Here is a 14,368-nt window from a genome sequence, read left to right as displayed (position 1 = left end):
GTGCTACACGATCCCACAAGGAAAATTTTCCAGAATATTCATGTTACGTCCCGCGGCTTGGCAGCGTCATCTCGTATGCCAGTGGTCCTTCACCAATCTTGCCAAGCGATGTCTGTCAGAGCCCAGACAGTTCTCTTGGTTATCTGTCCGGGAGCATCGCGAGCAACACTTCCGGCAAGGCCTGCGCGACGAAATGAACGAGCGAATTCGGGAAGGCCATGGTCTGGAGTTTTCCATCGATTGCCAGATGTGCAAATCCATGAACCGTGGACCATGCTCCCAGCAACAGCGGTTGTAAGCGGCTTTCGTCGGCGGATTGGCCTGTAGTAAGATAATCCCGAATACTCGCTTCAAGCTCAGCCAGCGCCGCTTGCCCAGCAGCTCCAAGGCGCTCGTCATTTTCAAGCAGCAGGTCGTGGCGGAACATCAGTTGAAACCGTCCCGGAGCGCCGATAGCAAAGCTGACGTAGCTCTCGCCCTGTGAGCGGAGCTGGCTTCCCGGGTTGGAACTTGTTGTGCGAGCTTGGCGCAGGGCTTCGGTAAGTTCGACGAATCCGTCGATCGCAACTTCCGTTAAAAGTCCGGCGACACTGCCAAAATGATGGGCAGGCGCGCCGGGAGAAACCCCGGCCCGGCGCGCGGCTTCGCGCAATGAGAAACCTTCAGGTCCGTTTTCGCGCAAAATATCAGTGGCTGCCTGCAGCAAAGCGCTGCGTAAAGCACCGTGATGGTAAGTGTCACGGCCTTCGTCTTTTTCAGCTGGCGGATGTGATTTCGATGACATCGTGGTCGTATCTATACAGTGATTAAATTATGTGTCATTCTGAAACTATACACTGTTTATATGCCGAGCAAAGCCCACAGTCCGCAATTGTGCGGCAGTGCGGAAATGAGAGGTGCGCCATGGCTCTATGGACAGCCAACGACATACCTGATCAATCAGGACGAACTTTTCTGGTGACGGGAGCCAACAGTGGTCTCGGCTATATCACAAGCCTTGAATTGGCTCGCCGGGGCGCGCGTGTCCTAATGACAGCGCGCGATGAAACGAAGGGGCGGGCAGCCGTTGCGCAGATTCGGTTGATCGTTCCCCGCGCGCAACTGGAATTGCATATCTTTAACATGGCGGATCTTGAACAGGTCAAACAGTTTGCACTTGGGCTCATCACCAACGAAACGGCCATCGATGTCCTGATCAACAATGCTGGCATTATGATGCCGCCACGAACACTGACACCACAGGGTTTTGAGTTGCAGTTTGGCGTCAACCATCTGGCTCATTTCGCGCTGACAGGATTGTTAATTGAACGATTGAGCAAGGGACAAGATCCGCGAGTGGTTACGGTCACCTCTGATCTTCACAAACGTGGAACTATTCGCTTTGACGATCTGACAGGCGCGAAGGCATATGGCCGGGTTGCATTCTATGCGCAGTCGAAATTCGCAAATGCTGTTTTCGGGCTGGAATTGGATCGGCGCCTCCGGGCGCATCAATCACCGGTCCGGAGTTTGCTTGCACATCCCGGATATTCTGCCACCAATCTGCAGTTGAGCGGACCGACGGGGTTTCTCAACCTCTTTATGCGGATAGGCAATCGCTTCATGGCACAAACTGCTGAGATGGGTGCCCTTAACCTCTTGTACGCCGCTTGCGCTGCAGACGTTGAGGGCGGTCAGTTCTTCGGGCCAGATGGGCGCAATGAGATGAAGGGTTATCCAACGTTGGTCGAAGCAGTTTCCTCTGCCAAAGATCCGGTGCTTGCCGATCGCCTTTGGCAATTGTCGGTTGAGCTAACCGGCGTACGTTCGTTCCAGTATATGGGCTCTTAACCAGGAGGAGGCAAAGCTACGCAGACCGCTGCGAGGGAATTCAAGGCGTTTCGATTTTCGTACGCTGATGGACATGGTGAAGTATTGTCAGGAGGCAGGATCCCTATGACCCATAGAATTACAATGGCCGAGCCGTTGCCGATCACCGCTGTTGTTCGCGTCTCGCGCGCCAGTTTCGACCCCAGCCGGTTCGCCGAAGTTGACGGCGCAAGCAAGAAGACATCGGAGTATATAATCCCGGCCATCAGACGGCTGCCGGGGCTCCTTCACTTTTATGCAGGTGTATCGCCGAAGGGCTCGATCGTGCAAATTAGCGTCTGGGATACGGATGAGCATGCGGCAGCATTAGATCGACTGAAGGAGATGGTCGTTGACGGTCGGAGAGAAATGGAGGCGGTCGGCGTGACGTTCACCCCGATTTTCAACTATCCGATCGACTGGACCTGGACGGTATAATGGTCAGCTTTCCAACGAACACGGATTGGGGGACAGTTCAATTAGCCGGTGGCGGCTTTCTCGGCCTCTATACCGCATCCGTCCTGGCGGAGATCGAGCAGCGTACCAGATCACGCCCACCGCCGACCAATTCACGGCGCAGAAGTATCGTTGGAACGATCTCGCCGAATTTCCCGTCAAGCGCCTTACTGAGGACAGCGGCTGCTCCATCCAAACATGGCTTCAGGGATCCTACAAGTTTCGCACGCAGATCCGGCCTTGGGTGATTGGTGCTGGGTTCGATATCGACCTCGGCGTCTATTTCGAATGGAAGGGCGAGCCGCAGGATGGTAATCACCGCCCGGAGGAGCTGAAGGCACTCGTCCAAAATGCGGACCGTCGCAGTCGTTCGTTGACGTTCCGCTGTTTGAACGACTTTCCCAAAAGTGTTGCGCGCTGTTCGATCCGGAAAAGAGTCTCACGCAATTCAGCCGCACGATGCGGATCATCAAGGAGTGCAAAAGATTGCGTATCGCTGATCTCTTTTAGAAACTCCGCCGCCATGGCGAGATCATCGTACATCTGGTATCCCAGCACATCGTTTACCTGCTAAATCCAGGCTTCAGGACCTCCACAATCCTCCAGCGGACAATTGCCATGACCGTTGATGCATGTGGGATAGTGTGTGCGAGCTTTGGCAGTAAAGCGCTCTTCAAGTCGGATTTCTTGCTCCCAGGGAATGTTGAGATCATATTCATATAGAAACCGGCCACCTTTTCGCAGCTTTAAGCCACCGAGCGAAATGTCTGGGGATTTGCCTGCGGTTTCCCACGAACCGTATCGTGCCGTGTGGACGATGAACTGATACAGGTGGATGCTTTCCAACCCATCGCGACCTGAAGGACGCCATGAAGCTCTCGCACGGTCATTGTCGACAGCACCTGCACACGGCGCCACACCATTGGGCTCATGCCAATCAACCAGATTCGGAATTGCAGGACCCGTGGGCGCTTCGCCCAGCACTGGTGCGCCATTAGTTGCAGATGATGGATATCGCTTCTTGCGTGTCGGTTTCAAAACGGCTGACCTCGGCGAAAATCACCGTACTGCCTCTACCTTATTCACCATGGTTCCGGTACTGCCACACAATTCCTCATGCTCTCTCCGAAAAGTCATCTTTGAGCTGTCGGGCTCTCGGATCTGGGATCGGCACGGCTGCCATCAGCGCCTTCGTATAATCGTCCTGTGGATTTTCAAACACCGCGCGTCGGGTTCCCATTTCGACGATACGCCCGCCACGCATGACAGCGACGTGGTGGGACATTCGCTCAACCACGGCCATGTCATGCGAGATGAAGAGATAGGCAAGCCCCATCGTCTCCTGCAATTCGAGCATGAGATCCAGCACGCGTGCCCGCACTGAGACATCAAGTGCCGCAACACTTTCATCGGCAACAATAAGTTTTGGCTGCAGGGCCAGCGCCCGCGCAATGCAGATGCGCTGGCGCTGGCCGCCGGAAAATTCGTGCGGATAGCGTGTCGCCGCGTCGGGCTGCAAACCAACGCGTCGCAATAGTTCGGCTATCCGGTCATCGCGTTCGCTCCGCCCGCCAAGGCCGTGAATGATCAACGGTTCGGCAATAGCCGCACCAACCGCCATGCGCGGATCGAGCGAGGCATAAGGGTCCTGAAAAATCATCTGTGCCGAACGACGCACCGGCTGCATCTGGCGTGCGTTCAGCCCGGCAATGTTCCTGTTGTCGATGACGACATCGCCGGTGAAGGGGATCAGCCCAAGAACCGCCTTACCTGTGGTTGATTTGCCGGAACCGCTTTCGCCAACAAGCCCCAATGTTTCGCCGGGACGCAGCTCAAACGAGACATCATTGACGGCGGCAAGGTGTGGTTTGCCTTTGAACAGCCATCGGGCGGGGCTGCCATAGGTCACATTCAGATTGCGCACATGCAGGATCGGCGAGGGTGATGGGGGAACAGCGGTTGCTGCCTGCGGGCTGACACGGGGCGGGCCATCGGTGCCTGTGTGGGCACCAAGACGGGGGACAGCCGCCAGCAATTCCTGTGTATAGGCTTGCGTGGGTTTCTCGAAGATCGACAGCGCGTCATCCTGTTCAATGATGCGCCCGTTCTGCATGACCGCAACGCGGTCGGCCATTTCGGCAACAACGCCCATATCGTGGGTGATCAGGATAATCGATGCGCCGAATTCCTGTTTCAACTCACGCATCAGTTTGAGGATTTGTGCCTGCACTGTCACATCAAGCGCCGTGGTCGGCTCATCGGCAATCAGCACTTTCGGACGGCAGGACAGCGCCATGGCAATCATGACGCGCTGGCGCATTCCCCCGGAAAGCTCATGCGGATACTGGGTCAGACGACGTGCCGGGTCGGTGATATGCACGGCGTCCAGCATCTGACGTGCAATCGTCTGCGCCGTGCCGCCTTCGCTGCCCTGATGTTCGCAAATAGCCTCGGTCAGTTGTGCTCCAATCGACATCACAGGATTGAGCGAGGTCATCGGCTCTTGAAACACCATGGCCACATCGCCGCCCCGCACGCTGCGCATGGCACGATGTGACAGGGCCACCAGATTCTTCTCGCCAAGATGAATACTGCCCGATGCCACCTGCAGCGACGCTTTCGGCAGCAACCCCATGATGGAAAGAGACGTTACCGATTTGCCGGAACCGGATTCGCCCGCGATGCACAGCGTCTCCCCGAGATTAAGGTCAAAACTGATATCATCAAGAACCCGCCGCCGGCCTTCCGGCGTGCGGGCATCGACACAGAGATTACGGACAGTCAGAACAGGCATGGGAACAGGCACAATCACGCGAACACGATCCTCGGGAAATAGAAGGAAACCACCCAGTTGGGCGCATCGACGATTTCGCTGATGCGCAGGTCCCCGCAGACCGAACAGAGCAGATAGGCATCAATCGCGCTCATGCCATGTTCTGCACCCAGCAGATCGATCATGCGCATCAGAGCTTCGCGGGCGCCGGTCATCAGGTCCGGACCGATGCCGGTCGTCACCTCATAACCCGCACCATCCAGATGCCGTGTTACCGGTTCGGTCGTGGTGAACCTTGGGCTTTTCAGCCGCGCATCCTTCACCAGCTCGATGGTGGCTTCCACTTCCATCTGGCTTTCAATCGCCGTGCCGCAGACTTCGCCGTCACCTTGCGCCGCATGGGTATCGCCGATGGAGAAAAGCGCCCCGTCCACCTCAACCGGAAGATAGAGCGTCACGCCCGAGGTCAGATCGCGTATGTCGAGATTGCCGCCGACCCGGCGGGGCGGAACAACCGAATGCAGCCCCGCTTCCGCAGGGGCAACACCAATCGTTCCGGCAAAGGGTTTGAGCGGCACGCGGCCACCGGGTCCGTAAAGTGCCGGTGCCATGCTGATGGGATCATAGTTCCACATATGCAGGGCGGGCTCCTGAAACTGGTCGGCCAGCAGACCGAAGCCCGGAATATTGGCCGTCCAGCCGACACCGGATGGCACAAAGCGGCGGATCGTCACCTTCAGTGCATCGCCCGGCTTGGCGCCCTCGACATAGACAGGGCCAGTGACGGGATTGATCTTGCTGAAATCGAGACTATCGAGCGTCTCTAGCGTCGATCCCTTGCCCAGCTGGCCGCCAGATGAGTCAAGACACTCGAAATGAATCGTTTCACCGGCCTTGGCAATCAGCGCCGGTTCAAAATCGCGGTTCCAGCCGAAATGATGTTTTGTGCGATGAATGGTGTGGGTGCAGACGATGCACATGTCAGAACTCCCGGAAAAATGATGCATGCCCTCGGGGCGTGTTCCCCGAGGGTGTGACAGGCAAGGGCAGGTCTACTGCTTCACGTAGATCGCGTCGTAATTGATAACGCGGGTCGGATCGACATAGATCTTGTCCGAGCCACCCATGCGCGGCGACTTAGCCACAACACGGCGTTCGTTGATCACAGGAATCCACGGTGCATCGGCCATGATATCGGTGAATATCTTGCCCCAGACAGCGGCACGTTCGGTTGCTTTGGCCGGATCAGACATCGAGTCCGCCGCAACCGCACGCTTGTCGAGATCGGCATTGCAATACCAGGACCAGTTCCAGCCACCGGCAACCGCGCCGGAGCAACCAAGGATCGGGCCGTAGAAATTCGATGGATCGGGAAAGTCAGCAATCCACGCCATGCCGCCGGACCAGATCATCGGCGCTTCGCCTTCCGTACCGCCTGCGGCAATCACATTGGACTGGGCCAGCGCGCGCACTTCGGCCTTGACGCCAATTGCCGCCAGATCCTGCTGGATTGCCTGGGCAATACGCGGCTGCGGGTCGGTATTGGTGGAATAGAGGACTGTCTGGAACCCATCGGGGAAACCAGCCTCAGTCAAAAGTGCCTTGGCTTTCGCCACATCATAGGCATAGCCGGTATAGCTCTTGTCATAGCCGGGCATTGCGGGCGGCAGGGGCTGATTGGCCGGTGTGGCGCGGCCATTGAGAATGCGGGTAATGCGTTCCTTGTTGACGGCCATGTTCACCGCCTGACGCACTTTCACATTGTCGAATGGCTTGATCTTGGTGTTCAGCGAGACATAGCCGGTGTGCAGCTGTTCGCCGTCCACGATCATCCCGGCTCCGGCACGAGAATTCTTGATCTCCAGGAACTTTGCCGGAGGAATGCCATCACCGGCGATATCGACCTCACCCTTTTGCAGGCGCAGCAGAGCAACAAGCGGCTCCTGGCCAACCTCGACCGTAAACGTGTTGATATGCGGCATGTCCTTGACGAAATAATCGGGATTGCGCTCAAACACGAGACGCTGGCCGATGGTCCACTCCTTCAGCACGAATGTGCCGGAGCCAACGGGCTTCTTGCCGAAATCACCACCGGCGGCCTCAACAGCCTCCTGCGGAACGACGGAAGCGAAATTGATAGCCAGAACGTGCAGGAACGTCGCATCCGGTCGTGACAGATGGAAGATCACCGTGGTGGCATCGGGAGCCTCGATACCCTCAAGGGTCGTGGCCTTGCCACCGGACACGTCCTCATAACCCTTGATCGCACTGAAGAAACCGGCGCCGGGGCCTTGGGTCTTCGGATTGACCGCGCGTTCGATCGAATATTTCACATCCGACGCCACGAGTTCGCGGCCATTGGTGAACTTCACACCGGTGCGCAGCTTGAATGTATAGGTCAGGCCATCCGGCGAGACATCGAAAGTCTGGGCAAGAGATGGAACAAGATCAGGCGTTCCCGGCGTGTAGTCCATGAGCCTGGAATAAAGGCTCTTGATCATCGACCAGTTCACCCAGTCATAGCCCACGGCTGGGTCGAGTGTTGCAATGTCATCCTTGTAGGTGATGAGGACATCGCCGCCCTGTTTCGGCGTTTCCTGTGCCCAAGCGGGCAGCGGCGCCAATGCGAGCACCGTTGCCATGGTGGTGTTGCGAAGCCAGCGTTTTAACATTCTGTTCCCTTTTCTTGTTCTGGTTGAAGTTCAGCGCGCACGGATGCGCGGATCGAGCAGCGGCGCGATGATGTCGGCAAGTAGGTTGCCCAGAACAATCGCGAGTGCGGAAACGAGGGTGACGCCCATGATGATCGGAATATCGACCTGTTGAATGGCCTGCCAGGCCAGCTGGCCGATGCCGGGCCAACCATAAACAGCTTCGACCACCACGACACCGCCCATAAACTGGCCGATATCGATACCGATCATCGCAATGATCGGCAAAAGCGCATTGGGCAGGGCATGGCGCAAAACAATACGCGCGGACGACAGGCCCTTTGCCCGCGCCGTGCGCACATAATCCTGATTGAGCACATCGATCATGGCCGAGCGGACCATGCGGGCATACCAGCCCGCACCGAGAATACCCAGTGTGGCGGCAGGCAGCACCACATGGGCAGCGGTGCCAAAACCGCTCATCGGGAACCAACCAAGCGTGACGGCAAAGACGTAAAGCAACAGCAGCGCGACAACAAATTGCGGTGCTGAAACGCCGACGAACGAAGCCATCATCACAACGCGGTCAACCGCACCGCCACGGCGCAAGGCCGCTATGACGCCAAGGGTCAGGCCAAGAACGACCTCTACGAAAATACCAGCTGCCATCAAAATCAAGGTTGCGGGAAGTCGGGCGAGGATCAGTGCGCCCACATCGGTCTTTTGTGCGTAGGAGCGACCAAGATTGCCCTGGAGTATGCCTTGCACATAGGTCCAGAACTGCACGAGAAGCGGCTGATCCAGACCGAGTTCCCGGCGGATATTGGCAACCGTTTGTGCCGTGGCGCTGCGCCCGGCAATCATGCGGGCGGGATCAGCAGGCAAGGCATAAAGCAGCAGGAAAGTAATGGCAGCAACGCCAAGAAGGATCAGCGCGGTTTCCACGAGACGGCGCATAATGAGCAGGGCCATATCACCCCCTCCCGCGCTGGGTGGGATCGAGAATATCGCGCAAAGCATCCCCGACCAGATTGAATGACAATGCCGTTAGAAGGATGACCGCGCCGGGGAAGAACACCAGCCATGGCGCCGCCTGAAAATAGCTCTGGCTTTCAAAGATAATGTTTCCCCATGACGGTTGTGGCGGCTGCACGCCGATGCCAAGAAAAGAGAGCGTGGCCTCAAGCAAAACAGTTGTAGCGATGCCAAGTGTGCCCCAGACGATGGCTGTCGGCATGAGATGCGGCAGAATATGCACGAACAGAATGCGCAGGTGCCCGGCACCGAGGGACCGTTCCGCGAGAATGAAATCACGCTCCACCAATCCGCGCGTTTCCGTATAGACAATGCGGGCCACCTGCACCCAGTTGACCAGTGCAATAACCATCGCAACGATCCAAAGGCTCGGATGCAGCAATGCGGCCAGAACAATGGCCAGCAACAGGGCGGGAAACGCCATCATCAGATCGGTGAACCGCATCAGCAGGCCCCCGACGGCACCGCGTAAATAGCCGGACAGGATGCCGACCAGAAGGCCAATGGCGACAGCAATGCCATTGGCGACAAGGCCGATGATCAACGACGTACGGGCACCAAACAATAGACGCGAGAACAGATCCCGCCCGAGTGTATCGGTGCCAAGCAGGAACTGGGTGCTGGGCGGCAGAGGCGCGCCCTCAATCGACAGCCCGTCAAACATCTGATTGTCAGGGCTATAGGGCGCAATCAATGGAGCCCCGAGTGCCATCAGTACAACGAGCGCGACGATAATCAGGCCGAACAGTGCGGATGGCTGACGCAACAGGGTTTTTAAAACGCGCATCAGCCAGCCTCCGGCAAAGGTTCAGCACCGGCAAGAATGAGGGCCGCAACCTGCTCCATGGGCATTCGCCGCTGCATCGCGCAATTGCGCAGGATGCTGTAGGCATGTTCCTCATCGACATTATGGGCGGCCATGATTTTCTCGACAGCCGCGTGCACTAATGGCCGAAGCCGCACGCGTTCTTCAAGGTGTTGCAATTGCCGGGATGCCGCTATGCGTTCCGCATGAATTGCAATGGCCATCACAAGGGTGGGGTAAACAGCAGATGTTGCAACGGGCTTGGCAATAATGGCCCCGGCACCCTGTTGCATCGCCCAGGCGATACGCCCGGGCGCCTCCGAGCTGAGTAATGCGACAACAGGCAGTGGAGCTTTGCCTTCTGACCACGGCAACAAATCATCCCAGCCTTGATCCGCATCGACCAAAACAATATCGGGTAGATCCGTGGCCGCCAATGGCTCCCATTGCACGGTGACGTAAAGACCAAGCAGCTTGAGCTGACGTGTCAGGCGTTCCGTGGTTATGTCAGATCGATGAAGGATGGTTACGCGCCAACCGGTGAAATTAGGGGTATCTCTCATGAAACGATCCGCAATCTGACGGGCATTTTTGTCCGGCGACGGGTAAGATAGGGATCAGCTGCAATTGCTGGCTGTGAATTCACAATATCAAAGCTGTTGTCATCATTGATACGGCCAAGATGAAAAGGCAGCGCCATGTGATTGGTATCGGGATCGATCTGTACCTCACCGAAGACGGTCGACAGCGGCACACCGGATAAATGGCGGCGGACGGTTTGCGGATCATCGGTTCCGGCCGCAATAATCGTCTCGCCGCAGAGTTTGACGGCCGCATAGGCACTGGCAAAAATATTGGAAAGATGCCGCTGCGAACCGAAGCGCTTCGAAGCCTCTGTCTTGAAAGCCAGATTTTCCGGCGAAACAAGACTGTCAAAATAGGCCGCCACCGAAAAATGCCCAGTCGCCACGCCAGTACCAATCTCGTCCAGTTCACATTCGGAAAGATCGCAACTGACGACGGGGCAATTTTCCGGCAAAAAGGCTGGGTCACGATCACCAAGGACCTTGAATGCCTGCAGGAAAGCATAGCTTGCCGGACCAATCAGATTATTCAGCACAAAACTTGGCCGCCGCTGTTCAATATCAAGGATGATACGCTCAACGGCGGTTTCTTCCAGCGGCAGATAACGTTCACCCAGTACCTCCCCGCCAGCCTGGTAGATCAGCTCCCGCGCAAGCCGGTTCATCTCCCACCCCCACACATAGTTAGCACCGACCAGATAGGGTCGCCGACCATAGCGTGGCAGCATGTAATCGAATAGCGGTAGCAAGTGCTGATTGGGGCAGGCACCAGTATAGATCACATTTTCATTGGCCTCGAAGCCTTCATAGGGGCACATATACCAAAGTAAGCCATCATGCTTTTCGACAAGTGGGATCACTTCCTTGCGGGCAATGGACGTAATTGTCCCGACGATATGGTTGCAACCATGGTCCCGTAGCAACGAGCGCGCGCCATCAAGGTAGCCGGGAATATGACCCTGTGGATCGATGAATACAGGTTCGATGGCACCGGGATACTTATTCCTTATTTCATCGATGGCAAATTCAGCACCATCGCGGCTATCCCGCCCGATGGCTCCATAGGGGCCAATCGTCGAATAGAGAATGCCAATTTTTACTGCGTTGCCCATATCCCACCAAAACAAAAACCCCACGACGCGATTCCCATCTAGGATGGGGCGTCATGGGGCGAAACTGCCCATCGACTGTTGAAGTCATGTGAATGCAACAAACGTTGCGCAATCAATAGGCACGATTAAAATACGTGCACCCAAAACTTGTCAAGCGACTTATTTGAAGCCGCCATCAAGACGTTTCGGCAGGTGTCCGAAGAGACGATCGTTTGGTAGTGTTCTGCTGGTTCAATGTGTCTTGACCGGCAGCGCTACCACCTGAACGCGCCGCAACATCATATGGAAAAGACCAAGCGCATCCACCACGACTAGGCATCCTCGGCTGTATTGCAGGCATTACACTCAACACCGCGCTGCGTATGCGCAGGTTGGAAACCAGGCCTGCTCTCTGGCGGGGGCTCAGAGGTGCGAAGAGCGTCTTGCACGCCGGCACCCTTCTTCGCCTGCCGCTTCAATCGCGATCCAAAGCCGTGATTATTTGGGATCTTACGGACAGGCTGATCTCATAAACCCTGCCCCCGGCAATCGGCCCTTGTTGGATCTCTTCGAGCAAGGTGAGATAGACGCAGCATTTGCTCCATTTCTTCCATCTGGCTTCTTTAGACCCAACTCAAAGTTCAGGCAGTTACTGCCCGACTTTAGAGAGCAAGAACTACAGTACGCCTCTAGCGCCGGTTTCGTTCCAGGAATGCATATTCTAGGAATAAAAGCTGAATTGACGTTGAAATACCCGTGGCTTGTTCAGGCAATAAGCGAAGCGTTTGATAACAGTGCGAGACTTTGGCGTGAAAAGTGTGAGAAATTTGCAGAGACCTCGCCGTGGATAGTAGATGAGCAACGCATGGTAGCACTCGATTTACCGCCGGACTGGAATAAAACGGTTATTCTGCAAACGTAAGAATAATTGAGACTTCCTCGAGGAGCAACACCTGCAGGGGATATCCTCCCGTCGAATAAACCCATCTGATATTTTTGCGTACGATCAATCTTGATTTGGAAACTGCGGTGGCGCGAGATGTTTGGCGATAAATCTTACGCTCACCCTATGGATTCTACACTCTGCCCCAAACCACCCCTCTATTGGCACAGTGATATCCGTGGCTCGATAATTATATTTGTTGACGTTCTTCGAGAGGCAGGACGCCCGCCGCATCTTCCAGCGCTGACTTCAGCAGAACCTCATTGGCTCCTGCAGTTACAAATCGGCATTACTATCTGGCATGTAAATGGTGCTTCATCCGCGTTTAGTTGGTTGGTTTTTCAGGAAGAACTGTCGTTTGAAGGCGAACATATCCACGAATGTGCAAAACTCTGGGGCAGCCAGATTGATCTCAGATGGCATTTGGGGCAGCCATTTATCAAGCATCGCTGATAACGCTGTTTTCTCTGGGGCAGTGAGATATTTGATAAAATAGGCGATGCCGACATGAAACACATATGTTTCGTGTTTGGGATGTCGGATAGAAAGTAGGCCAGACAGTCGGTCGCGCAGGTCCCTCATTCTATCCTCATGAATCTGGTTTATTGGTTCAAGGTTTAATCCGATACCGTTGATGAGCGGTTGCCAACCGCTGACCTTTAGTTGCAAAGGTAATTCGCAGTCTAGATCAAACGTTGCAAGCTTGTTGCTGAACAACCTGTCACAGTTGTCCAGAGGCGCATTGGGCGATAGATCACTTGGCCAAAACCCCTCTGTCCTTACCTGATCGCACACGCCTTCGAATAAGGTCATATGCCAGCTGGAAGGAGGTAGCAGAGCATAAGTATGTGCCAGATCGCACCCTACCAATACATCATAGATTGAATTCAGAACGTCATGAAATGCGTTTTGTCTGGGCAAATGACAAATGATCGTATTGCCGGGAAAATGAAGAAAATTACCGTTGGTGTCAAATTTGCTGCCAACGCCACTGGGATGATTATTATGAGTTCCAATAACGGATTGGTCCTCTGGATAGCGTGGTGGATTATGCATGATTTGCGTCTATATCCGTAATATTATTGACCAAGTACAACTTTTTCTAGGAAATTGGGACTTGATTGCGTCAGCTTGATTCACCGGTAGCCATTCAACTGAATAGCTGCGCTGCTCAGTAGGCAAAGCGTCCAGAGCCATCAAGGTGCTGCTGTTAACCGGTGCCGAACCCAATTCCTTATTGAGCAAAGCTTGTGTGGCTGCGGATGTCAGCCAATCCACGAAGACCAGCCCGGCGGCCTTGTGCCGAGCATTGGATACAATGCCAACAACATTACCACCACCCGGCAAACCAAATTTTGGGATGTAGAATTTCATCCGCCTGTCGATTTCTCCCTTTTGCTGAAGCCCCGCAAGATTATCTTCCCAGGCAGCGACGATCTGGAATTCACCGCCATTAAGTCGGCTCAAGCTGTCGGCGTTCGATGCAGTAAAGCCGTAGTTTGCCCTATTAATCGAGAACCAATCCCAAGCCGGTTGGTAATTGCCTGATAAAATATCGGTCTGCTTAACCTTTGCTCGTACGACGGCTTGCAAAAACGCGTTGCCCGCACCGCCCCCGCGTGTGTCATTGAAGGCGAAGGCTTGAGGGTACTGCTTGATCCAAGCAGTTAGCTCGTCAAAGCTTTGCGGCAACTTGGCCTCATCCAATCGGGTTGGATCATAAGCGAATCCGGTTTGGTTGCCCCAGAAAGCGACCGCGTAGCCCTTGCTGTCGCCGCCGTTGATTTGCGTGCGTAGTTTTGAATACTCAGGCAAGATGTTGAGAGGACCAAGAAAATAGGATGCTACATCAAACTTGGGCAGTTGATCTCCTCCGATCGACATAACGTCAATATCACCGACTGACCGACCGTGTTCAGCAAGGAACTTGCTTAGATTGCCATCTGAAGTGCCGTCCGGAATTGTCACTTTGATTCCGTACTTTTGTTCAAAGCTCTTTGTCAGTTCGCGAAAACGCGGTTGAAGATACCAATTGAACCAAACGACCTCGCCCTCTTGCTTTGCCTGCTCGATGATTTCGGTCCATGGCTTTTTTACAATGTCTTCAGCCGCGAGCGTTGGCCGAGTAAGGGTAAGTCCTGCTATCGCGATAGATAAAAGAATTTTGAACATAGCATGCACT

Annotated in this window: 15 protein-coding genes and 1 pseudogene; 3 read left to right on the top strand and 13 right to left on the bottom strand. The window is 55.1% G+C overall.

Annotation, left to right across the window (positions count from 1 at the left end; genetic code table 11):
• Positions 1 to 139: 139 nt before the first annotated feature.
• On the bottom strand, positions 140 to 784 hold the full coding sequence (locus FHW17_RS23310) for a TetR/AcrR family transcriptional regulator (RefSeq protein WP_112526554.1): 645 nt from the start codon (positions 782 to 784) through the stop codon (positions 140 to 142).
• Positions 785 to 903: 119 nt separating this feature from the next.
• Between FHW17_RS23310 and FHW17_RS23305 the strand changes: the two genes are divergently transcribed.
• Both FHW17_RS23305 and FHW17_RS23300 read left to right on the top strand, forming a co-directional pair.
• A complete protein-coding gene (locus FHW17_RS23305; RefSeq protein WP_113097226.1) occupies positions 904 to 1,830 on the top strand; it encodes an oxidoreductase in 927 nt (308 codons plus the stop codon).
• Positions 1,831 to 1,935: 105 nt separating this feature from the next.
• Positions 1,936 to 2,286 (top strand): hypothetical protein, encoded by a 351-nt coding sequence (locus FHW17_RS23300; protein ID WP_112526558.1) that lies wholly within the window; start codon positions 1,936 to 1,938, stop codon positions 2,284 to 2,286.
• A gap of 67 nt (positions 2,287 to 2,353) precedes the next feature.
• Here the strand turns inward: FHW17_RS23300 and FHW17_RS23295 are convergent, their stop codons facing one another.
• From FHW17_RS23295 to FHW17_RS23255, 10 genes and pseudogenes are all read right to left on the bottom strand, one after another.
• A complete protein-coding gene (locus FHW17_RS23295) occupies positions 2,354 to 2,500 on the bottom strand; it encodes a hypothetical protein (RefSeq protein ID WP_162700446.1) in 147 nt (48 codons plus the stop codon).
• Between the two features lie 119 nt (positions 2,501 to 2,619).
• Positions 2,620 to 2,847 (bottom strand): hypothetical protein, encoded by a 228-nt coding sequence (locus FHW17_RS25290; protein ID WP_246707002.1) that lies wholly within the window; start codon positions 2,845 to 2,847, stop codon positions 2,620 to 2,622.
• A 27-nt stretch (positions 2,848 to 2,874) separates the two neighbouring features.
• Positions 2,875 to 3,227 (bottom strand): annotated as a pseudogene (locus FHW17_RS25285) (plasmid pRiA4b ORF-3 family protein).
• A 191-nt stretch (positions 3,228 to 3,418) separates the two neighbouring features.
• Positions 3,419 to 5,098: an ABC transporter ATP-binding protein gene (locus FHW17_RS23285; RefSeq protein ID WP_182510936.1), complete on the bottom strand. Its 1,680-nt coding sequence runs from the start codon at positions 5,096 to 5,098 to the stop codon at positions 3,419 to 3,421.
• A gap of 14 nt (positions 5,099 to 5,112) precedes the next feature.
• Positions 5,113 to 6,057 carry an acetamidase/formamidase family protein gene (locus tag FHW17_RS23280; protein ID WP_113097225.1) on the bottom strand — a complete coding sequence of 315 codons (945 nt, stop codon included), beginning with the start codon at positions 6,055 to 6,057 and terminating at the stop codon, positions 5,113 to 5,115.
• Positions 6,058 to 6,129: 72 nt separating this feature from the next.
• The gene (locus FHW17_RS23275) at positions 6,130 to 7,749 is read right to left on the bottom strand and encodes an ABC transporter substrate-binding protein (RefSeq protein ID WP_182510924.1); all 1,620 of its coding nucleotides are present in this window, start codon (positions 7,747 to 7,749) and stop codon (positions 6,130 to 6,132) included.
• 30 nt (positions 7,750 to 7,779) lie between these two features.
• Complete coding sequence (locus tag FHW17_RS23270) at positions 7,780 to 8,700, bottom strand: ABC transporter permease (protein WP_182510923.1); 921 nt, start codon at positions 8,698 to 8,700, stop codon at positions 7,780 to 7,782.
• Position 8,701: 1 nt separating this feature from the next.
• Positions 8,702 to 9,550: an ABC transporter permease gene (locus FHW17_RS23265; protein ID WP_112526569.1), complete on the bottom strand. Its 849-nt coding sequence runs from the start codon at positions 9,548 to 9,550 to the stop codon at positions 8,702 to 8,704.
• Positions 9,550 to 10,131 carry an ANTAR domain-containing protein gene (locus FHW17_RS23260; RefSeq protein ID WP_112526571.1) on the bottom strand — a complete coding sequence of 194 codons (582 nt, stop codon included), beginning with the start codon at positions 10,129 to 10,131 and terminating at the stop codon, positions 9,550 to 9,552. Before FHW17_RS23260 ends, FHW17_RS23265 begins: the two co-directional genes overlap by 1 nt.
• Positions 10,128 to 11,264 (bottom strand): transporter substrate-binding domain-containing protein, encoded by a 1,137-nt coding sequence (locus FHW17_RS23255; RefSeq protein WP_112526573.1) that lies wholly within the window; start codon positions 11,262 to 11,264, stop codon positions 10,128 to 10,130. Before FHW17_RS23255 ends, FHW17_RS23260 begins: the two co-directional genes overlap by 4 nt.
• 535 nt (positions 11,265 to 11,799) lie before the next feature.
• On the opposite strand from FHW17_RS23255, the gene FHW17_RS23250 reads away from it, so the two are divergent.
• Complete coding sequence (locus FHW17_RS23250) at positions 11,800 to 12,165, top strand: hypothetical protein (protein ID WP_112526575.1); 366 nt, start codon at positions 11,800 to 11,802, stop codon at positions 12,163 to 12,165.
• Between the two features lie 336 nt (positions 12,166 to 12,501).
• On the opposite strand, the gene FHW17_RS23245 is transcribed toward FHW17_RS23250, so the two are convergent.
• Both FHW17_RS23245 and FHW17_RS23240 read right to left on the bottom strand, forming a co-directional pair.
• Entirely contained in the window at positions 12,502 to 13,242 is a 741-nt protein-coding gene (locus FHW17_RS23245; protein WP_112526577.1) for a DUF1868 domain-containing protein, read from the bottom strand.
• A 9-nt stretch (positions 13,243 to 13,251) separates the two neighbouring features.
• Positions 13,252 to 14,358, bottom strand: a complete 1,107-nt coding sequence (locus FHW17_RS23240) for an extracellular solute-binding protein (protein WP_182510922.1) — start codon at positions 14,356 to 14,358, stop codon at positions 13,252 to 13,254.
• Between the last annotated feature and the right edge of the window lie 10 nt (positions 14,359 to 14,368).

The sequence above is a fragment of the Phyllobacterium sp. P30BS-XVII genome, assembly GCF_014138335.1.
Classification (GTDB): Bacteria; Pseudomonadota; Alphaproteobacteria; order Rhizobiales; family Rhizobiaceae; genus Phyllobacterium; species Phyllobacterium meliloti.
The sequence above is the reverse complement of the archived record's forward strand: the minus strand, read 5'-3'. Positions and strand labels throughout refer to the sequence as shown.

Coding starts and splice junctions, on each gene's coding strand:
- FHW17_RS23305 (WP_113097226.1), top strand. CDS start 904: ATGGCTCTATGGACAGCCAACGACATACCTGATCAATCAGGACGAACT.
- FHW17_RS23310 (WP_112526554.1), bottom strand. CDS start 784: ATGTCATCGAAATCACATCCGCCAGCTGAAAAAGACGAAGGCCGTGAC.
- FHW17_RS23300 (WP_112526558.1), top strand. CDS start 1,936: ATGACCCATAGAATTACAATGGCCGAGCCGTTGCCGATCACCGCTGTT.
- FHW17_RS25290 (WP_246707002.1), bottom strand. CDS start 2,847: ATGTACGATGATCTCGCCATGGCGGCGGAGTTTCTAAAAGAGATCAGC.
- FHW17_RS23240 (WP_182510922.1), bottom strand. CDS start 14,358: ATGTTCAAAATTCTTTTATCTATCGCGATAGCAGGACTTACCCTTACT.
- FHW17_RS23270 (WP_182510923.1), bottom strand. CDS start 8,700: ATGGCCCTGCTCATTATGCGCCGTCTCGTGGAAACCGCGCTGATCCTT.
- FHW17_RS23260 (WP_112526571.1), bottom strand. CDS start 10,131: ATGAGAGATACCCCTAATTTCACCGGTTGGCGCGTAACCATCCTTCAT.
- FHW17_RS23245 (WP_112526577.1), bottom strand. CDS start 13,242: ATGCATAATCCACCACGCTATCCAGAGGACCAATCCGTTATTGGAACT.
- FHW17_RS23265 (WP_112526569.1), bottom strand. CDS start 9,550: ATGCGCGTTTTAAAAACCCTGTTGCGTCAGCCATCCGCACTGTTCGGC.
- FHW17_RS23255 (WP_112526573.1), bottom strand. CDS start 11,264: ATGGGCAACGCAGTAAAAATTGGCATTCTCTATTCGACGATTGGCCCC.
- FHW17_RS23275 (WP_182510924.1), bottom strand. CDS start 7,749: ATGTTAAAACGCTGGCTTCGCAACACCACCATGGCAACGGTGCTCGCA.
- FHW17_RS23280 (WP_113097225.1), bottom strand. CDS start 6,057: ATGTGCATCGTCTGCACCCACACCATTCATCGCACAAAACATCATTTC.
- FHW17_RS23285 (WP_182510936.1), bottom strand. CDS start 5,098: ATGCCTGTTCTGACTGTCCGTAATCTCTGTGTCGATGCCCGCACGCCG.